17 protein-coding genes are annotated in these 19,478 nt (G+C 74.7%); 10 read left to right on the forward strand and 7 right to left on the reverse strand.

Annotated elements, in window-relative coordinates; all coding sequences use genetic code 11:
• Positions 1-69: 69 nt before the first annotated feature.
• The 6 genes from HPT28_RS00235 to HPT28_RS00260 all read right to left on the reverse strand — a co-directional run bounded on the left by HPT28_RS00235 (position 70) and on the right by HPT28_RS00260 (position 7,430).
• Entirely contained in the window at positions 70-1,032 is a 963-nt protein-coding gene (locus HPT28_RS00235; RefSeq protein ID WP_219088136.1) for an ROK family protein, read from the reverse strand.
• A 53-nt stretch (positions 1,033-1,085) separates the two neighbouring features.
• Entirely contained in the window at positions 1,086-2,351 is a 1,266-nt protein-coding gene (locus HPT28_RS00240) for an MAB_1171c family putative transporter (protein WP_219088137.1), read from the reverse strand.
• Between the two features lie 5 nt (positions 2,352-2,356).
• Positions 2,357-2,890, reverse strand: a complete 534-nt coding sequence (locus tag HPT28_RS00245; protein ID WP_219088138.1) for a ParH-like protein — start codon at positions 2,888-2,890, stop codon at positions 2,357-2,359.
• Between the two features lie 259 nt (positions 2,891-3,149).
• On the reverse strand, positions 3,150-4,475 hold the full coding sequence (locus HPT28_RS00250; RefSeq protein WP_219088139.1) for an MFS transporter: 1,326 nt from the start codon (positions 4,473-4,475) through the stop codon (positions 3,150-3,152).
• A 29-nt stretch (positions 4,476-4,504) separates the two neighbouring features.
• The gene (gene lanKC, locus HPT28_RS00255; RefSeq protein ID WP_219088140.1) at positions 4,505-7,150 is read right to left on the reverse strand and encodes a class III lanthionine synthetase LanKC; all 2,646 of its coding nucleotides are present in this window, start codon (positions 7,148-7,150) and stop codon (positions 4,505-4,507) included.
• A 118-nt stretch (positions 7,151-7,268) separates the two neighbouring features.
• Entirely contained in the window at positions 7,269-7,430 is a 162-nt protein-coding gene (locus tag HPT28_RS00260) for a hypothetical protein (RefSeq protein WP_219088141.1), read from the reverse strand.
• Between the two features lie 323 nt (positions 7,431-7,753).
• Here HPT28_RS00260 and HPT28_RS00265 point away from each other — a divergent pair, with 323 nt between their 5' ends.
• The 10 genes from HPT28_RS00265 (at position 7,754) to panD (ending at position 18,104) form a co-directional block, all read left to right on the forward strand.
• Positions 7,754-9,583, forward strand: a complete 1,830-nt coding sequence (locus tag HPT28_RS00265; RefSeq protein WP_219088142.1) for an AfsR/SARP family transcriptional regulator — start codon at positions 7,754-7,756, stop codon at positions 9,581-9,583.
• A gap of 48 nt (positions 9,584-9,631) precedes the next feature.
• On the forward strand, positions 9,632-10,768 hold the full coding sequence (locus tag HPT28_RS00270) for a radical SAM protein (RefSeq protein WP_219088143.1): 1,137 nt from the start codon (positions 9,632-9,634) through the stop codon (positions 10,766-10,768).
• Complete coding sequence (locus HPT28_RS00275; RefSeq protein WP_308119015.1) at positions 10,765-11,517, forward strand: iron-containing redox enzyme family protein; 753 nt, start codon at positions 10,765-10,767, stop codon at positions 11,515-11,517. The genes HPT28_RS00270 and HPT28_RS00275 overlap by 4 nt, the downstream gene beginning before the upstream one ends.
• Entirely contained in the window at positions 11,514-11,729 is a 216-nt protein-coding gene (locus HPT28_RS00280; protein ID WP_219088144.1) for an aroma-sacti cluster domain-containing protein, read from the forward strand. Before HPT28_RS00275 ends, HPT28_RS00280 begins: the two co-directional genes overlap by 4 nt.
• 20 nt (positions 11,730-11,749) lie before the next feature.
• On the forward strand, positions 11,750-14,863 hold the full coding sequence (locus HPT28_RS27310; protein WP_219088145.1) for an adenylate/guanylate cyclase domain-containing protein: 3,114 nt from the start codon (positions 11,750-11,752) through the stop codon (positions 14,861-14,863).
• Positions 14,864-14,871: 8 nt separating this feature from the next.
• Complete coding sequence (locus HPT28_RS00290) at positions 14,872-15,714, forward strand: S8 family serine peptidase (protein WP_219088146.1); 843 nt, start codon at positions 14,872-14,874, stop codon at positions 15,712-15,714.
• Positions 15,711-16,286 (forward strand): GAF domain-containing protein, encoded by a 576-nt coding sequence (locus HPT28_RS00295; protein WP_219088147.1) that lies wholly within the window; start codon positions 15,711-15,713, stop codon positions 16,284-16,286. Before HPT28_RS00290 ends, HPT28_RS00295 begins: the two co-directional genes overlap by 4 nt.
• Before the next feature lie 124 nt (positions 16,287-16,410).
• The gene (locus tag HPT28_RS00300) at positions 16,411-16,839 is read left to right on the forward strand and encodes a helix-turn-helix domain-containing protein (RefSeq protein WP_308119016.1); all 429 of its coding nucleotides are present in this window, start codon (positions 16,411-16,413) and stop codon (positions 16,837-16,839) included.
• 34 nt (positions 16,840-16,873) lie between these two features.
• Positions 16,874-17,482 carry a hypothetical protein gene (locus HPT28_RS00305; RefSeq protein WP_219088149.1) on the forward strand — a complete coding sequence of 203 codons (609 nt, stop codon included), beginning with the start codon at positions 16,874-16,876 and terminating at the stop codon, positions 17,480-17,482.
• A 205-nt stretch (positions 17,483-17,687) separates the two neighbouring features.
• Complete coding sequence (gene panD / locus HPT28_RS00310) at positions 17,688-18,104, forward strand: aspartate 1-decarboxylase (protein ID WP_219088150.1); 417 nt, start codon at positions 17,688-17,690, stop codon at positions 18,102-18,104.
• Positions 18,105-18,179: 75 nt separating this feature from the next.
• On the opposite strand, the gene HPT28_RS00315 is transcribed toward panD, so the two are convergent.
• On the reverse strand, positions 18,180-19,385 hold the full coding sequence (locus HPT28_RS00315) for a serine protease (protein ID WP_219088151.1): 1,206 nt from the start codon (positions 19,383-19,385) through the stop codon (positions 18,180-18,182).
• Between the last annotated feature and the right edge of the window lie 93 nt (positions 19,386-19,478).

Raw genomic sequence — 19,478 nt, forward strand, 5'->3', positions numbered from 1 at the left:
GGGCGCGCCGGCGACGGTGCTGCCCGGGCTCTTCCGGCCCGAATCACACCGTCCGGCCGCCCGCATCCGTCACGGAACCGGGGCCGTCAGCGCGGCGGCCGCGGCACCGACCAGACCGGCGTCCGTCCCCAGCCGTGCGGGCGCCACCTCGATGCCGCGCTGGAACGGCAGGGTGGCGTACCGGTCCAGCGCAGCCCGCAGCGGCCCGAACAGCAGCTCTCCGGAGCGCGCCACACCGCCACCGACCACGACGACGTCCAGCTCCACCAGCGCCGCGGTCGCCGCGACGGCGGCGGCGAGCGCCTGCCCCGCCCGCTCGAACACCGCGAGCGCGACGGGGTCTCCTGCCCCCGCCGCTGCCGCCACCGCGGCCGTCGACGCCGCACCGCCGGCCGGGCTCCAGCCCGCCCGCAGGGCCCGCCGCGTGATCGCCGTTCCGCTGGCGAGCGTCTCCACACAGCCGCGGCCGCCGCAGGCACAGGGCTCGCCGTCGAGGTCCACGCTGAGATGGCCGATGTGCCCGGCGTTGCCCGTCGGCCCCGCGTACGGGACGCCGTCCAGCACCAGCCCGCCGCCGACGCCCGTGGAGACCACCATGCACAGCGCGTTGGCATGGCCTCGGGCGGCGCCGTACCGGTGTTCGGCGGCGGCGATGGCCACGCCGTCCCCGACGAGCGTCACCGGCAGCCCGGCCACCGCGGGATGGCGCCGGACCCGGTCGACGAGCGGGAAGTCCCGCCAGTCGGGGATGTTGACGGGGCTGACGGTCCCGGCCGCGGCGTCCACCGGCCCCGCGCTGCCGATCCCGACCCGCCGCACCGCGCCCCGGCCCGGCGCGACCGCCAGCTCGTCCAGCACGCCCGTGACCGCGGCCAGTACCGCGTCCGCGGGAGCCGTCGCGGGAGTGGGCCGCTGGGTGCGCAGGAGGAGGGCCCCGTCCCCGCCCACCAGCGCCCCGGCGATCTTCGTTCCGCCGATGTCCACGGCGGCGCACAGCCCGTCGGCCGCGCTCCTCTCGGGTGGCTCAGCCATGGCCCCTCCGCCACCTCCGGTGCCCGGTCCTCGTCTGACGACCGACAACGGTGTCAACTCGCGCCGCGGCCCGTCAACGGTGGCGCGGGCCCGGTCCCGGCGGCCCGGGCCCGCGCGTGGGCCACGGCGGGGGAGTGGACGAACTCCCAGGCGACGTCGGCGAGCCAGGCCGCCTCGGCGTCGACGCGGTCGCGCCGCACCGGTATCGCCGGGGCGCTGGTGTGCCCCACCCGCTCGGCGGTGCGGGGCCTCCGCCGTCCCGTTCCCGCGCACTCCAGGGCGACGGCGAGGGCCGCCGCCTCGGTGGCGGCGGCCCGGCGCTCCTCGGGCACCGGATGCCTGCGGAGGGCCTCGGCCGTCCACGCGGCGGTGTCGGGGTGGACGTAGGGGCGCAGGGCCAGGTACCCGTCCCGGATCTCGATCACCCGGCGGTACCGGGCGAACTCCACGCCCCGCCGCCGGGGCACCAGCACCGCGCTCTCCGGCAGCACGCTCCACAGGGCCGACCACAGGGGCCGAAGCGCCCGGTGGTCGCGGTAGGCGCGCAGCCAGCGTGCCGGACGTTCGGTGAGCGGCCCCCAGCGCGCGGCCGTCGCGCCCAGCCCCGCCAGCAGCAGGCAGCACCCGCTGAGCAGCACCGAAACGGTGCTGTGGCCGACCGGCTGGGCTCCCGTGCCCAGCATGTCGACGATCGCGGTCACCCCCCAGGCGGCCCACAGCAGCCCGACCACCCCGCTGGCGACGAGCAACCGCAGCCCCGTGCGCAACGGGCCGGGTGGCAGGCCACGCGCGTGCTGCACGACGACGAGGACGAAGACGCACACGCACCACAGGCTGTACAGGGTGAAGACGGTGTTGGCGGCGGCGACGGCGTACCGCCCGGCGCCGTGCGCGTACACGTGCCCGTCCGCCGCCCGCGGGCGGGCGGCCAGGAAGCACACCGCACACACCACCAGCGCCGTGACGGTCAACCGGCCGTGCCCGCGTCCCGTCCACCGCTCCTCCCGGGTGACCGTCGGCCCGGACAGCCGCAGCTTGAAGACCGTCAGAACCAGGAAGTACAGCGCCACCATCTTGAGCTCGCGGCCCAGCAGATGGGCCGGGGCGGTCAGCGAGGAGAAGGGGGCGGCGAGCCGGTCCAGGGCCTCGCCGGTGGGCGGGGCGAGGATCACCACGGCCGCTCCCATGGCGAACCCGAAGCAGCAGAGCAGCCGCGCGGCCGGCCCCGTCCTGCCCTTGCGGATCTGCCGGAACTCGTAGCCGCTCACCCCGATGGCGAGAAGCGCCGGCAGGTAGGGCAGCGTCTCGCCCGGCCCCACGGAGGTCAGTTCCCGTCCGGCCGGCGGACGGGTTCTCCGATCAGGGCCGCCGCCCGGGAGCGCCCCTGGCCGGGCGGCGGGGACACGGCGTCGTTGCGCAGCGCGCGGTAGCGCAGCAGCGAGGCGAGGACCTCGGCCTCCTGCTCGTGCGGCTCGCTGTAGCAGGTGCGTCCGAGCACCTGCCGCACGAGCGTCGGCGGCAGATGCGGGATCAGGATGCCGAGGGCCCCCGCGTCGGCGTCGGCCTCGCGGTCGTGGCCGAAGAGCAGGTGTGCCGCCTCGTGGAGCAGGATGTGTTCACGGTGCAGTGTGGTGGTGTCCCGCGTGCAGAGGATGTAGTCGGTGCCGCCGGTGGTCGCCAGCAGCCCGCAGGGAGCGGTGTGCGGGAGCGGGACGGGCAGGATCTCGATGGGCCGTCCGCGCCGCTCGGCCACGGACGCGATGAACGCGGTGGCGTCGAAGGGGCTGGGCAGGGGCAGGCTGTCGGCGATCCGGCCGGCCCGTCGCCATAAGCGCCTTTGCTGCCGAACGACGCGCACTCGATGCCCCTCTCAGCGCGGAGTTCCTCTCCGCGGCGGTGCGAGGATGAACGCGGAACTAAAGGGAGAAACCTGTGACCGCTCGGTGATCGGACCGTGTCGAGAAGTGAAAGTATACCGTCAGCCCGCACGGGTGACGAGTGATCACCACGGCCGTTCACCCTCCCGCCCGGGGCGAGTCGGCCCCGAAGCGGCCCGGTGGCCGTCCTCCTGGCACCGGCTTCCCCGGCCTCGGCGCCGTCGCCGCCCGGCCCTCGCGTTACGGCCGCTCCGCGGCCCGCGCTCGTCCCTCCGCCGGCCTCTCGGCGTTGCTCCCCTCCTCCTCGGGGCGGCCCGTGGCCCGCGCCTTCTCCTCGGCCGTCTCGGCGGCCCGCAGACGCCGCGCCGCCCGCAGCGCGGGGGGCACGGCGAGCGCGCTGACGGTCAGCTGGCCCAGGCCCAGGAGGAGCAGGGCCTCCCGCACCCCCGCCCACTGGCCCAGCATTCCGCCGGCCAGCGCCCCCAGGGCGTTGGCGCCCGCCACGAACACCTGGATCGCCGTCATCACCCGCCCCAGCTCGTCCTCGGCGGCGTCGAGCGTGAGGGCCGTGCCCATGCCCACGTTGGCGATCGCGCCGAAGAAGACCGGCAGCGAGACGCCCACCGCGGCGATGGCGGCGGCCAGCGGCAACGGGCCGAAGGCCAGCGGGAGCAGCAGGGTGGAGACCGCCGCGAGGCTGAAGGTGGCCACGGTGATCCGGCGTGCGTCGCTGCCGGGGCCCAGGAGGCGGCCTGCGACGACCGAGCCCCCGAGCCCGGCGAGCCCGGACAGGGCGAAGACGAGCCCGTAGGCCGATGTGGGAAGCCCGACCTCCCGCAGGAGGAAGAGGCCGGTGAGCGCCGTGAAGCCCGAGCTGCACAGGGCGGTGGAGACCAGGAAGACCGCAAGCGACCGTTGGTAGGCGTCGCCGAGGAAGAATTTCACCCCCGCCGCTCTCCGCTCCCGGCCCCGCCTCTGGGCCGTGGGCCTGGCCCGGGCGGCGTCCGGTGCCCGCATCGACACCAGGGCCAGGGCGCTGAGCAGATAGCTGAGGGTGTCCACGGCCAGGGCCGCCTCGCCGCCGAACACGGCCACGGCCGGGCCCGCCAGTGAACGGCCGACCAGGGAGGCGCCGAACTTGCCGGACTGCAGGCGGGCCCGGGCCGGCCCGATCTGGTCCCGGTCGACCAGCTCGCGCAGGTGCACGAAGAACAGGGCCCCGGACACCGTGCCGAGGAGCGCGCGCACCGCGCTCAGAGCGGCGAGCCACAGGAGGGAGACGGCGTCCACCACCAGGCCCAGGGCGACGACGCCCACCGCCGCCGCGGAGAGCAGGTCCATGATGACCAGTGCGCGACGGGGGCGGGCGATCCGGTCCGCGAACGTGCCCAGGGGCAGGCCGAAGAGCAGCACGGGCAGGATGCCGGAGGCGGTGAGCAGGCCCGCCTCGGCCGCCGACACGTTCAACTGGACGACGGCGATGAGGGGGAAGGCGACCGCGGTGAAGTAGGAACCGAAGGCGGAGGTGGTCTGGCCCCACCAGTACAAGCTGACATCACGCCGCACGGCGGTCACTCCAGGACGTGTCGTACCGGTCATGCCGGTGTGGGCGCGGGCCGGGCGGCGAGCGCGTCCACGGTGAACAGGGCGTCGGGCTCGGGGTCGAGCAGGTCGGACAGGAACAGCAGCACTCCGGCCGAGCCGCTGAACAGCTCCGCGCTGTAGCGCAGCGACTGGTCACCCAGCACCCGGACGCCGGTGGGATGCGGGATCACGTACTTGAACAGGGCGCGCCCGATGCGGACGGCGTCGCGACGGCTCTCCTGGTCCCCGGTCAGTGCCGCGTGCTCGGCCAGTGCGAAGCCCCGGCCCGCCAGCCCCTGGTACAGGCCCGGCATGACGGTGAACGGGAGACGCAGCGGGGCGAGCAGTCTGGGCAGTGCCTCGGCGAGTCGGTCGTCGTCCAGCACGCTTAGGTACCGGGTGACGGTGTGCACCATGCCGGCCGAGCCGCAGGAGAGGTAGGCCATCCTGCGGCTGTCGGACGCCGAGACGGGGAAGGTCAGCGTCGGCGCGTCGGGGTCGCAGGCGCGGTCGAGTTCCGCGTGCAGCAGCCGCAGTCCGCGCGCGAGATGGCTCGTGTCCCCCGTGACCGCGGCCAGCTGCTGGAGCATCAGCGCGATGCCGCACCGGCCGTGCAGGAGGCCCGTGGCGTCGTCCGGGCCGAGGAGTGGCCGCAGGAGGGCGTCCGGCGGGAGCTCGGCGGCGATCGCGAGTGCCCGGTCGAGATGGCGGGGGTCACCGGTGTGGCCGTGGACGGCCAGGTGGGCCATGGCCACACCGGCGGCGCCGCCGAACAGCGTGGCGCACTCGCGGGTGAGGGGGTGGCGGTCGGCACGGCCCAGCAGGTCGACGGCCTCGGTGAGCATGCCGTGGTCGGCGAGTACGCGGGCGATACCGGCGGCCCCGGCGTACAGGCCGGGGGGCAGGTTCGCGGCGGCCAGGGCGTCCTTGCGCAACCGTTCCAGCACGCCGTCGGGCGCGGGCCGGCCGGCGCGGCGCAGCGCGTGGAGCACGCCGGCCGCGCCGTAGGCGACGCACAGGGTGTTGAGCGCGTACCCCTCCATGACGGTGGGGAACATGCGGGTCGCGTGGTCGGCGTCGGCCATGGCGACGAGTGCGTCGGCGACGCCGTCCCGCAGGTCGGCGAGGTGCCGCTCGGGTTCGAGCGCGACCTCGTCCGGGCCGGGCAGCTCGGCGGTGCCCCGCGGCCGGTCGTAGCGGGTGGCGCGGTCCCACAGCGGCTTCGGCACCGGGGCGTAGCGGGACAGTTCGTGGTGCTGGTGGGCGAGGACGTGCGGGTTGCGCCGGGCCTCGTGCCGCAGGGGCCCGAGCAGGAGGTGGGTCAGGGCGGAGACGCCGTAGTCGTCCTTGACCGCGGGGTCGTCCACGGCCATGCCGGGCGGTGGCGTGTATCCGGGGGTGCCCACCGAGGACGGCGGCTCGTCGACGGAACGGGCGGCTCCGAAGTCCACCAGGCGGGCCTGGTCGTCCTCGTCCACGAGAACGTTCCCGGGGCTGACGTCGCCGAAGCGGTAACCGACCGCGTGCAGACGCTCGATCGCCCGCTCGACCGCCGAGATGATCCGCAGGCACCGCTGGTAGTAGCGGCGCAGCTCCTCCCGGTGGACAGGGGGCGACAGCAGCGGGTGGGCGGTGTTGAGCCAGCGCGACAGAGGGACGCCGGGCACCAGCTCGGTCACCATGAAGTGGTGCTCCCAGACCTGGAAGACGTCCAGGGGTTCGGGGGCCAGCCCCGGGGCGAGCGCGTGGAGGCGGCGCAGGGTCTCCCACTCCCGCCGCAGGTTCTCCGGTGCCGTGCTGCCGTCTTCCAGGACTCCGCAGTGCGCCCGGGCCTCCTTGACGAACACCGTCCTGCCCGTGGACGTCTCCCGGCCCCGGTAGGTGCCCCCGGCGTTGCTGAAGCGGATCGCCTCCTCGAAGGCGAAGCCGTTGAAGACCGAAGGCCCGTCGGCGCCCGCTCCCTCGGAAGCCGCCGCCCGGGCGTTTCCCCCATCGGCCGCCGCGGTCTGCCGCCCGGAACCGCTGCCTTGGTGCGTCACGAACGGGTCGGTGATGCCCTCGGGGAGGTGGAACTCCACGCCGCGGCGGTCCTCGACCAGCCTGCCGTGCCCGTCACGGACCAGGGAGACGGACGTCCCGTCCCCCCGCGTCCGGGGACGGTGGACGAAGGCCCCGTACCGGTAGTGCACGGTGCGGGACGTTCCGAAGCGCCGGTCGGTGAGGATGAAGGGGCCTTCCTCACCGTCCAGTTCCTCGCTCAGCCGCTCCATCAGCCCGCGGGCCGTCGGCACGTCGGGCGGGTAGGCGGCGATGAACTTCCCGTTCTGGGCGCGGGAACCGTGGGGGTAGTGGGTACACAGGTGGAACAGCCGGCTGGCGAGGTGCTTGAAGGGGACCGCGTGGGCGAAGCACACCCGGGCCGTCGTGTCGAGCACCCGGGCGAGGCGGTCGGGCCGGGCCGACACGTGCACCTTCCAGCCGTCCTCGACGCCCCCGAGCCCGTCGCGATGCCAGACGGTCCACAGCCCCGACGGACGGCTGCGCCACCCGTCGGGTATCCGGGCGGGCCGGAACAGCTCGCCCTGGTCCGTGCAGGTTTCCAGCGGCGCGTAGAACTCCGGGTCCGCGACGATGTACCCGGAGGGGTTCTTCCTCATCCTCGATCCACCCGTCCTGAAGAGAGATCACCGGCCGGCGCGGCCGTGGCCGGAGGTGTGCGCATGCCCTTGGTGCCGGTGTGGCCGCCGCGGCGGCCACACCGGCACCCTGTGCGCTTCAGCAGAGGAGCAGGCTGACGTCGCTGTTGCCCGCGGGGTCCTCGATCTTCTCGCCCTCCATGCCCTGGAGGTTGCGGACCGAGTGGGCCTCCACCTCGGCCTCTTCCTCCTGCGGCGCGGCCTGCGGCTCCTCGGGCTTCGGCTCGTTGACGTCCGACATACCGGATCTCCCTTCTCATCGGGGGGTGACGGAGGCCGTGCCCGGCTTCCGTCCGTGCTCCGAAGCTAGGGCGGGGGGATTCGACAGCGGCTTGGCGACGGTATGGCCCCGGTATCCCCGCCAGGCCAGGAACGTGCGAGAGGCCCTTGACGCTCCGTGCCGCTGAGGCGACGTCAAGTTCCCCGGCACGACCGCGGGTTGATGACTGGCGCGGAGCCAGTCAATGTCCTAGGCTCACTGTGGGTACATAAGCTGAAATGAATGATCTTGTGAGAGTCATTCGCTTCAGCAGGGAGACCGGCCCGCGCAAGGGGGAGGCCCTGATGGAAGGTCCGCACACCCAGCACCCCGCCGGACTGTGGTTCAGCATCCTCGGACCACTGACCGCCGACCACGACGGGAGGGCACTTCCGCTCGGACCGCTCAAACAGCGCCAGGTCCTGGCGATGCTGCTCTGCCGCGCCAACCACCCCGTGTCCGTCGGCACGCTGACCGAAGCCCTCTGGGACGCCGCCCCGCCGCGCACCGCCCGCAAGAACCTCCAGGTCTACGTCTCGACCCTGCGGAGCATCCTGGCCGAGGCCGGTGCGGACGACCGGCTGAGCCACCGGAACGGCGGCTATCACCTCCGCATCGGTGCCGACGAGCTGGACACGCTGCGCTTCGCGGAGCTGGCCCGTGCCGGCCGGGAGGCCGCAGGCCAGGGCTCCTTCGCCACCGCCGCCCGCCTCCTGCGCGGCGCCCTCGACCTCTGGCAGAGCCCGCCGCTGGCGGAGCTCTCCTGCTCCCCGGTCCTCGCCGCGGAAGCCGAGCGGCTGGGCGCCCGTCACCTGCAGACGTACGAGGACTGGGCCGAGGCGGAGCTGCGGCTCGGCAACGCCGCCGAGGTCGCCGGCTCCATCGCCGAGCTGACCGAGCGCCATCCGTTGCGGGAGCGCCTGATCGCCGCGCAGATGAACGCCCTGTACGCCAGCGGTCGGCAGAGCGAGGCACTGGCGGTCTTCGACGCGCTGCGGCAGCGCCTCGCCGCCGAACTCGGCCTGGAGCCCAGCCCGCCGCTGTCCGCTCTCTACCGGTCCATCCTGGCCGGCGACCGGCTCGCTCCGGCCGCCGACACCGCCGTACGCGGCAGGGCACGCTGCCTGCTCCCGGGAGACCTGCCCGACTTCACCGGTCGCGAACGGCAGGTGGCCGAGCTGAACGCTCTGCTGGCCGGCGGCCGGAACCGGCTGGTCGCGCTGACCGGGCCGGTCGGCATCGGCAAGACCACGCTGGCCGTCCGCGCGGCCCACCGCCTCGCCGCGCACTTCCCCGACGGCCGGCTGTTCGTACGCCTGCGCGACGAGGAAGGCCGCCCGCGCCCGGCCGGGGAGGTGCTCGCTGAGCTCACCCGGCTCGCCGGACTGCCCGCGCCCGCGCCGGACCGAGCGCAGGAGGCCGCGGCCGCGTGGCGCGAGTGGCTCTCCCACCGCCGCGTCCTGCTGGTGCTCGACGACGTGCCCCGAGAAAGCGCTGTCCGGCCCCTGGTGCCGGACAGCGGAGCCGCCGCCGTGCTGGTGACGGCGCGCTCCCGGCTGGCCGGCCTGGCCGGAGCCCACCGCGTCGACGTGCCGCCGTTCAGCCGCGGCGAGGCGCTGGAACTGCTCAGCCGCCTCATCGGCCCGGACCGCGTCGCGGCGGACCCGGCGTCCGCCGAACGCATCCTGGCCACGGCCGGCCGGGTGCCTCTGGCGGTCCGCGCCGCCGGGTTGAAGCTCGCCGTCCTGCGTCATCTGCCGCTGCGCGAGTTCGCCGGACGGCTGACCGACCCCGGCTCGCTGCTCGACGAACTGACCGCCGGCGACGTGGGGGTCCGCAGCAGGGTGGCCCAGAGCTGGCGCGATCTGTCCGACGCCGACGGCGCGGTGCTGCGTCGACTCGGCAGCCTGCCCGAGCCCGTGTTCACCCTCCATCAGGCCACCACGGCACTGGAGTGCGACGGCGCGACGGCCCGCCGGAGGCTGGAGTCCCTGATCGACGCCGGGGTGCTCAGTGCGCCCGAGCACGAGGTGACCTCACACGCGGCCCTCTACGAACTGCCGCGCCTGACCCATGTGTACGCGGCCACGAGCTGCGCACATACCGCTTCCGAACCGTCGGCCGCCCCTGGCTGAACCCGTACGCGCCACGATCGGCGGGAGGGCACCGAGGGAGGGACCACCGTGGAACTCGCCCAGCTCATGGACCTGCGCCCGCAGCCCGCGGCCGGGTTGCTGATGATGCTCACGCGGCGCTGCCCCCTGCGGTGCGCCCACTGTTCGACCGGCTCGACCATGACCGCCGCCGAGCCGGACGCGGGGAACCTGCTGCGGTTCACCGGCTCCTTCACCTCGGCCGACCACCCCGAGACGCTGCTGCTGACCGGCGGTGAACCCCTGCTCCTGCCGGAACTCACCGCCGAGCTGGCGGGGCTGGCCCGCGCGGCCGGCACCCGCACCGCACTGCTGACCGGGGCCTTCTTCGCCCGCGACGTCGGACGGACGCCCGGGGGGCCCGGGGCACGGGGTGTGCTGCCGGACCGCATCCGGCGGGCGGTCGACGCGGTCGACCACTTCTCCGTGAGCCTGGACGCCTTCCACGAACGGGAGGTGCCCAGAGCGGGCGTCTTCCGGGTGGTGCGGGAGGTGCTCGACGCCGGGACCGCCGCAAGCTTCCATCTCCTCGGCACCGGCCCCGAGGACCCCTACCTCGCGGACGTGACCACCGCCGTGCGCAGGGAGTTCGGCGACCGAGTCCCCATGCTCGTCAACTCCGTCCGCCCGGTGGGCCGCGCGGCCGCCGACGCCCGTCCGGCCGCCAACCGTGGTCCGGCCGCCGGCGTGGCGCACGACCCCCTGCGCGCGCTGCCCTGCTCGATGGCCGCCTGGCCCGTGGTCGCCGACGACGGCACCGTGGTCGCCTGCTGCAACCAGGACACCGTGGACCGTCGGCCGGTCCCCCCGCACCTGCTGCTCGGCCACGCGGGGGAGGACGACTGGCCCACCGTGCGGCGGCGGACGACGGGCTCGCCCGTCCTGCGTGCGGTGCGGACCGTGGGGCCGACCCGCCTCCTCGCCCGTCATGGCGGCCCCGCGGCGCAGGCCACCCGGGACGCGGGCTACTGCGCCGGCTGCCGGGCCCTCGGCGAGCACCCCGAGGCCGTCGCGGGCGCCGAGCGCCTCGCCTCCGGACCCGCCGGGGCCCTGCTCGACCAGCGGGCCGCGCGGCGGCAACGGGAGGCGGGGCCGGTGGCCTACGTGCGCCGCCACGGCTGCGCGCCCTACGCGGACCTGGTGGCGCTGCCCGGGACCGGCTCGTGACGGCCCCGGCGGCCCGGCCGTCGGCCGTCGGCCGGACCCTGCGCGCCCGGCTGCGGCTCACCGCACCGGCGCTGCACGCGGCGACCGGCAGGCTGTGGCACGGCCCCGGGCTGGCCCGCCGCTACCCCGAGTACCTTCGGCTGATGCACGGAGTCGTCCGGGCGTCGGTGCCGCTGATGAGCCGTGCCGCCGAACGCTGCTCTGCCCTCGGCCCGGACCCCGTCGCCGCCCCTCTCGCCCGGTACCTTGCCGCCCACATCGAGGAGGAGCGCGGCCACGACGACTGGCTGCTCGGCGATCTGGCGGCGCTGGGCGCCGATCCGGCGGCGGCCGCGGCCCGGCCCCCGCATCCGGCGGTGGCCGCACTGGCCGGGGCCCAGTACTACTGGATCGAACACCATCATCCGGTGACCCTGCTCGGCTACATCGCCGTCCTGGAGGGCAACGCGCCGAGCGCCCAGCTCGCCGACCACGTGATCGAAGCCACCGGAGCACCCGACGCCGCGCTGCGCACCGTCCGCGCCCACGCCGAGCTGGACGGCGGCCACACGGAGGCCCTGTACGCCCTGCTCGACGGCCTGGACCTGACCGGCGACCAGGCGGACGCCGTCGTCACGAGCGGCCTGTACACGGCCGAGGCACTGGTCCGGCTCTTCGACACGCTCACCGGGGCGCCCGGCCCCGGCGCCCCACGTCCCCGCTCCGCAGCACGTCCCGGGTTCGAAGGACTCTCAGGAGGTACACCATGACAGCCCACAGCGACCAGCCCGCCCCCGACGTGCTCACCGAGCTGCGGGCACGGGGCTTCGACGCGGCCGGCCTCACCGCCGAGCAACGGCAACTGCTCCGCGACCTCAGCCTCGACGAGCTCGCCGTGCTGCTGGACGTCAAGGCCGGCCTGGAGGGCGCCGACGACGAGGTCCAGGCGCACTGCGAGGTCGCGGGCGGGGCCCTCTTCTGACGGAACGGGGAACAGCAGTCATGCCATGTGGCTCGTGCGAGCAAACCCTCCCGGACGGCGCGCGGTTCTGTCCGCACTGCGGGAGCTCCTGCGCCCCTTCCGCGCCGCCGGAGGAGCGCAAGACGGTCACGGTCGTCTTCTGCGACCTGGTCGGCTCGACAGCCCTGTCCGGAGCCCTCGACCCGGAGACCCTGCGCACGGTCGTCCTGGACTACTTCGAGGCGATGCGCCGCTGCGTCGAGGAACGCGGCGGCACGGTCGAGAAGTTCGTCGGCGACGCCGTCATGGCCGTGTTCGGCGTGCCGGTGATCCACGAGGACGACGCGCGCCGCGCGCTGGCCGCGAGCCTCGCCATGCTGGCCGCCGTCGAGGAGCTGAACACCCGCCTGCGGGCCACCCTCGGAGTGTGCCTGCGGGTCCGCATCGGCGTGAACACGGGCCCGGTGGTGGCCACCTCGGAGGTCTCCACGCGGCAGAAACTCGTCTCGGGGGAGACCGTCAACGTCGCGGCACGGCTGGAGCAGCACGCGCCCGAGGGGCAGGTCCTCATCGGCGAGCTGACCCGGCTGGCCGCGGGCCCCGCGACCCGCGTCGAGCCCGTGGGCCCGCTGCGGGTCAAGGGCAAGGACGAGCCGGTCACGGCCTACCGGTTGCTGTCGGTCGAGGAGGACGACCCCGAGCTGGTGCGCCGCTTCGACGTGCCTTACGTCGGCCGCACCCGCGAGTTCGCCGAGCTCCATCTCGCGCTGGGCAGCGTGGCCGCGGACGAGGGCGCCCAGCTCGTCACCGTCTACGGGGAGGCGGGGGTCGGCAAGACCCGGCTGGTGCACGAGTGGCGCACCCGGCTGGAGACCCCCGTCGCGTTCGGCGCCGGACGCTGCCGCCCCTACGGCGACCACGGCAGCCTCGCCCCGCTGGCCGAGGCGGTCCGCCAGCTGCTGGACGGCCCCCTGCCGCCCCCGGGCGGCCCCGCCCGGGCCGAACTCGACGCCGCGACCGCAGTGCTCGCCCCCGGCCTGCTCCGCGACGGCACGCCCAGCCCGTCGGTGGAGGAGACCTGCGCCGCACTCGTCGGCCTGCTGGAGGCGCTGGCCCGGGACCGGCCCGTCGTCCTGGCGGTGGACGACTGCCACTGGGCCGGTGAGCTGCTGCTCGACGTGCTGGACCGGCTGGTGGAGGAACTGGACCTGTCCGCCGTGCTGTTCCTGTGCGTCGCCCGGCTGGACCTGCTGGACCAGCGCCCCGGCTGGGGCAGTGGCCGGCCCCGGGCCCGCGCGGTCATGCTCACCGGGCTCTCGCCCACGGAGTCCGCGACGCTGGCCACCGCGCTGACCGAGGTCAGCGCCCACCGCTCTGGCGTGCTGGCCCGGATCCTCGACGCCGCCGGCGGTAACCCCTTCTTCCTGGAACAGCTGCTCGCGGGCATCGACCTGCCCGCCCTGCGCACGGACGACGGGGCGTCGCTGCCGCCGTCCCTCCAAGCCCTGCTCGGCGCCCGCATCGACACCCTGGAACCCGGCGAACGGTCGACACTCGACCTCGCCGCGGTACTCGGCCGGGAGTTCACCGCCGAGGAGCTCGACGGGCTGGCCGCGGCCCTCCAGCCGGAGGGCGGCCGGCCGGCCCCCACGAGCACCCTGCCCGCCCTGAGCCGGCGGCGGCTGGTCCGCCCCGTCCGGTCCGCGGGCTCGACGGGGAGGCCGTTCCGCTTCAGCAGCGAACTCGTCCAGGAGGTCACCTACCGGTCGATGGCCAAGCGGGCCCGGGCCGAACGCCATGAGCGGGCCGCCGAGTTGCTGGCCGCCCACCGGGCCGGCGACGCCCGTGTGGCCGACCACCTGCGACGCGCCTACCTTTACCACGCCGAACTGGGTACCCGTGGCCCGCACACCGAGGCCCTGCGCCGTCGCGCGGCCGAACTGCTCGTCCAGGCCGGGGGCAGGGCCCGGGCCCGGGCCGACCTCGCCCGCGCCGAGGTGCTGCTGAAGCGCGGGCTGGAACTCCTCACCCGCGGCGATGCGGGCTGGGCCGGGGCGGCGCTGCGTCTCGCGGAGGTGCGGCTGGCCACCGGTCGATCCGGGGAGGGCATCGACCTGCTGCGCGCGGTGCTGGACGACTCCGACGATCCGGTCGACGCCGCCCACGCCCGCCTCGGGCTGGCCGTGGCCACCGCCGCACGGCCCGCCGAGGTCGTCACGGCGGCCCGGGAGACGCTGCCCGTCTTCGAGTCCGCCGGGAACGCACTGGGCCAGGCGAGGTCCCGCATCCGGATCGCGCAGGACCTCCAGTTCCAGGGTCGGCACGCGCAGGCCACCGAGCAGCTCACCCGCGCGCTGGCCCACGCGGCGGAGGCCCGGGCGGAGCCCGAACGGGCGCTCGCGCTGGGCGCGGTGGGGGTCTCGCTGTGGCGCGGCCCGCAGCCGGTCCCCGCGGCCGTGGCCCACTGCCGCAACCTGCTCGACGAGCACGGCGGTCAACGCCCCGCGGCCCGGCTGACGCTGGGCTGCCCGCTCGCGGTCCTGCTCGCGCTGAGCGAGGAGTGGGCGGCAGCCCGCGCGCAGCTCGCGGAGGCCCGGCAGCTCGCGGACGGCCTGGGGTACGCGGAGAGCGCCGTCGTCGTGCCGCTGTTCGCCGCCACCGTGGAGTCGCTGGCCGGACGGCCCGAGGAGGCCTACGCCCTGCTCACGGAGGCGGCCGGGGCCGCCCGGCGGCTGGGGGCCGGTGCGCTGCTGGACGCGGTGAACCGCGCGACGGCGCGGCTGCTGCTGGACGAGGGCGACCCCACCGGGGCCGCGGAGCTCCTCGCGTGCTCCGAGCCGTCCGGCCCGCAGGGGCAGGCCGAGGCCGCCGACCTCGACGGACTGGGCGCCCGGCTCGCCGCCGCCGAGGGCCGGAGCGAGGACGCCGCACGCCTCGCTGACCGGGCCCGCGCCGCCGCCCGTCGGACCGACTCCCCGGTCGTGCGGGCGGTCGCCGCCGTTGACCTGGCCCACGTCCACGCCGCCCGGGGGCGGGAGAACGACGCCGCCCGGGCGGCGGAGCTGGCCCGGCGGTACTTCCGCGCCAAGGGGCACCTGCCGGGCGCCCGGCGCGCCGCCGGGATCCGCTCCCGTCACCTCGAGAGGAAGGAGTGAGCCGCACGATGAACACGGCACACGCGAAGCCGGCGAGTCGGCTCACGTGGAACCTGCGGGGCAAGGGTCCCGACGAGGTTGCGGTGGCGGCCGACGGGGAACCGGTGACGCCTGCCTGGGCCTTCGGCGGTGCCGGTGGCCAGGGAGTGCGGGTGTGCGTGGTGGACTCGGGAATCGAGGCCGGGCACCCGCTGGTCGGGCCGGTGGCCGGCTCCTGGGAGGTCGTGGACTCCGAGGACGGGCTCACGGTACGGGAGAGCGCCGCCGGGGACGCCTGCGGCCACGGCACCGCGTGCGCCGGGATCATCCGCAGGGCCGCGCCAGGCTGCGAGCTGTACAGCGTCCGGGTCCTGGGCGAACGTTTCAACGGCACCGGGGACATGCTGCTGGCGGGTCTGCGCTGGGCGATCCGCCAGGGCTTCGACGTGATCAACCTGAGCCTGTCCACCACCCGCACGCGGTTCGCCGGGGAGCTGCACGCTCTCGCGGACGACGCCTACTTCCGCCGCGCGGTGGTCGTCGCCTCCGCGCACAACACGCCCGTGGAGAGCTTCCCCTGGCGGTTCGCCTCGGTGATCTCCGTCGGCAGCCACCAGGAGGACGACCCCGACCTGTTCCTCTACAACCCCACACCGCCCGTCGAGTTCTTCGCCCCGGGGCAGAACATCACGGTCGCCTGGCTGAACAGCACCACGATCCGCACCACCGGCAACAGCTTCGCCACCCCGTTCGTCGCCGGCCTGTGCGCCAGAGTCCTCTCCAAGCACCCCAGAATGACGACATTCCAGCTCAAGAACGCCCTGTACCTGTCCGCCGCCAACGTGCGCATCGGCACCGGAGGTACGCCGTGACCGCAGCAACGCCGCCCGAGGCCATCGCCGACCCGCTGTCCCGCGAACTCCTCCAGTCCGTGGTGGAGGTGGCGCGGGCCATCTTCGGAGCCCAGGCCAGCTCCCTCCTCCTGCACGACGAACACGACGACGCACTGGTGTTCCAGGCCGTGTCCGGGGAGGGCGAGAACCACCTGGTGGGCCGCCGCTTCCCGACCGGCCGGGGCATCGCGGGCTGGGTCCTCAGCTCCGGCGAGGCCATGGTCGTCGACGACCTGGCCCGGAACGCGACGTTCGACCGGGAGCTCGCCGAGTCCACCGAGTTCGTCCCCGACACCATCATGGCCGCGCCGCTGTGCCACGGGGACCGGGTGCTCGGCGTGCTGGAAGTGCTCGACCCGGTGCCCCAGTCGCGCTCCAGTCTGGGCGAGCTCGATCTGCTCGCCCTCTTCGCCCACCAGGCAGCCACCGCCCTGCGCGTCGTGCAGGAGCGCCGAGTCGGGGTCACGCACCCGGGTTGGGACCGCGCCGCCGCCCTCGACCTGGTGCACAGCCTCATGGACTGTCTGGAGAGCGGCGCTCCGGCATCGTGACGCCCGACCGTCCCGGCCCGCCCTCCGGACGTATGCCGGGAGGTCAACTACTATGAACGTCAGGAGTGATGTCCAGTCACGTGAGTTGTTCCGCCTTTCGCGGACGGGACGAGGGAGGCAGGCCGTGGCGGGTGGGGAAACCGAAGCTACGAGCCTGGCGGAGAAGATCGACGCGCTCTTCCGCGTCGTCTGCAGGCCCAACCGCGAGCAGTACAGCCACGAGGAGGTCGCCCGCGCCTGCCGGGAGGCCACCGGGGAGAGCTTCTCCGCCACCTATCTGTGGCAGTTGCGCACCGGGCGGCGCGACAACCCGACCAAGCGGCATCTGGAGGCCCTGGCGCAGTTCTTCCAGGTGCCGGTCGGCTACTTTTTCGACGATGCCCAGGGCGCCGAGATCGCCCGGGAGCTGGAGTTCCTCGGAGCCCTGCGCGACGCGGGGGTGCGCAGTGTGGCCCTGCGTGTCGTCGGTCTCTCGCCTGAGGGCGTCGACACCATCAGCGACATGATCAACGTGATCGCCCGCCGCGAGCGCGGAGACGCCCCGTCCGGCTGACCCGCGGCCTGAGACGACCAAGAATGGGGGGAACATGGCGACGTCCGCACCGACCTGTGCGCACTGCGGACGCCGGCCGACGGAGAGCCAGCTGCGCGACACCCGCGCGGAGGCGGCCCGGCGGTCCCGTCAGCTGATCGAGGCGTACGAGGCGGTCGGCCGGCGGAAGCTGGAGCGGCTCGCCCTGCGCCGCGCCGCCGCGGAACAGGAGCTGCGTGACGTGCGCGGCCTGCTCTCCGATCTCACCGGCACGGCGCCCGGCGGTGCGGACCCGGCGCCGCCGGTGCCGGACGAGCCGCTGCCCGAGCCGTCGGATCCCGCAAACGCGCCGGGCTGGCGTTGTCACGGCTGCGGCCGCGAGGCCCCGGATGCGGCGTCGGCACGGCTGCTGGCCGAGGCCGAGTCCGGCGCACGGGACGCCCTGACCCGGTTGCTGGACCCGGCCGAGCGCGAGGTGGCCGCCCTGACCGCGCGGCGCGACGCCGTCCGGGAGCAGCTGACCGGGATGCGGTCGGCGCTGTCCGGGCTGCCCGGTGCGCCGGGGGCCCAGTCCGGATCGGTGGTGGCGTCGGCGGCCCCGTCGGGCCCGGCACGGACCGGCGGCGGGCCGCCGCCCCGCCGGCGCTGGTGGCGGCGCGGGTGACCGGGATCCGGGCCACGGCCGGAGTGACGGTGATCACGGTCCCCGCAGGGGACGGTGTTGCGTAGGCTGGTCTCGTCAGCAAGTGGTCAGCGCGAGTTCTGGAAGACCTGGGAACGCTGCCCGAACTCGGGACTCGTCGTAGGGCAGTAAAACCGCACTTGACCTGCAATGAGCAGGCAGGAAGCTTAGATCCAGGGGGATCCGGATGATCCGTACCATGTTCAAGTCCAAGATCCACCGTGCGACGGTCACGGAGGCGGACCTGCACTACGTGGGCTCCGTCACGGTCGACGCCGACCTGCTCGACGCCGCCGACCTCCTGCCCGGTGAGCTGGTTCACATCGTCGACATCACCAACGGCGCGCGCCTGGAGACGTACATCATCGAGGGGCAGCGCGGTTCCGGTGTGATCGGCATCAACGGCGCGGCGGCGCACCTCGTCCACCCCGGCGACCTCGTCATCCTGATCAGCTACGCGCAGATGGACGACGCCGAGGCCCGCGCCTATCAGCCCCGCGTGGTGCACGTCGACGCCGACAACCGCATCGTCGAGCTGGGGGACGACCCCTCGGCTCCGGTGCCCGGCAGCGACACGGTGCGCAGCCCCTTCGCCCACGTCTGAGGACGCGGCAGCCGAACGGGCCGGGCCCGGCACCCCCCGCGGGGGGTGCCGGGCCCGGCCCGATGCGGGAGCCGGTCAGCTCTCGTTCGCGAACTTCCCGCTGATGGCGTCGAACACCCCCTGACCGGAGGCCCCGAGGTACGGCCCGGCGAGCCAGGTGGCGGGGCGTGGCCCGATGGAGTTGACGGAGACCAGCTCCGCCTTGCCGTCGGCGCCGGCGACGTACATGCCGCCCCCGGAGGTGCCGCCGGTCATGGTGCAGCCGATCCGGTACATCGACGGCTGGCCCGGATCCACCTGGAGGCGTCCGGGCCGGTCGGTGCAGGTGTACATGAGCGCACCGTCGTAGGGCGGCGCCGCCGGGTAGCCGTAGGAGCTGAGTCCGGCCAGCTCGTCGGGCGCGGGCGCGTCGAAGTTGATGCGCAGCGCGTTGCCGACGGTCTCCTCCAGGGACGTGTCCGAACCGTCCTCGGGCTCGACGTGCAGGACCGCGAAGTCCTGGGAGGCGCCGGCGTCGCCGCGCAGCGCGTCACCGCGCTGGATCCAGTAGTTCGTGGTCTGCGCCCAGTCGGCCCACCAGATCTTGTAGGGCGCCACCTCGTGCCGGGGCGCGCTGTTCAGCTGCGAGGGGGAGCGGCCCCGGTCGTTGTAGGACGGCACGAACATGATGTTGCGGAACCAGCCCGCGTTCCCGCCGCCGTGGACGCAGTGGCCCGCGGTGGCGACGAGGTTGGACTTGCCCGGGTTCTCCGGGTCCTTGACCACGGTGCCGGAGCAGACCATCGGACCGTTCGGCGTGTCCATGAACACCTTGCCGACGGGGGCCGCGTGCCGGTGGTAGGGAAGGTCCACCCTCCGGGCCTCGACGGCGCGCGGCGCCGGGTCCGTGCCGCCGGTGGCGGAGGACGAGGCGAGGTCCTCCTCGGTGACCTCCTTGTGGTGGTCCTCGGCCTCGCGCATGCGGTCCGCGTCCCACAGCCCCTCGATGTAGGGGTTCACGAAGTCCTTGGCGTCGCGGAGCCAGTTCTCCTTGTCCCAGTCCTCCCAGCCGCCGTTCTTCCAGCCCTCCAGATCCTTGAGGGAGTCGGGGAGCCCGTCGGGAAGCTCGTCGGGGAGGCCGAGGCCGAGGTCCTTCGCGCCGTCCTCGGCCGGTGCGGACGCGCTGGGCTTCGCGTCGGCGTTCTCCTCGGGGCCGCAGGCGGTGGCGGTGAGCGCGAGCGCGGCCAGCGCCGCCGCGGCGGGCAGGAAGGAGCGGCGGCGGGCCGTTCGTACAGCAGACATGCGGAGTTCTCCTCGGAACTCGGGCGGTGCGCAGCGCGTGGGCAGGTAGGGGCGGGCACGCGGGGTTCCGCGCACCCGCCCCTACCTGCCGAG

The organism is Streptomyces sp. JJ38, from assembly GCF_019303475.1.
Lineage (GTDB): Bacteria > Actinomycetota > Actinomycetes > Streptomycetales > Streptomycetaceae > Streptomyces.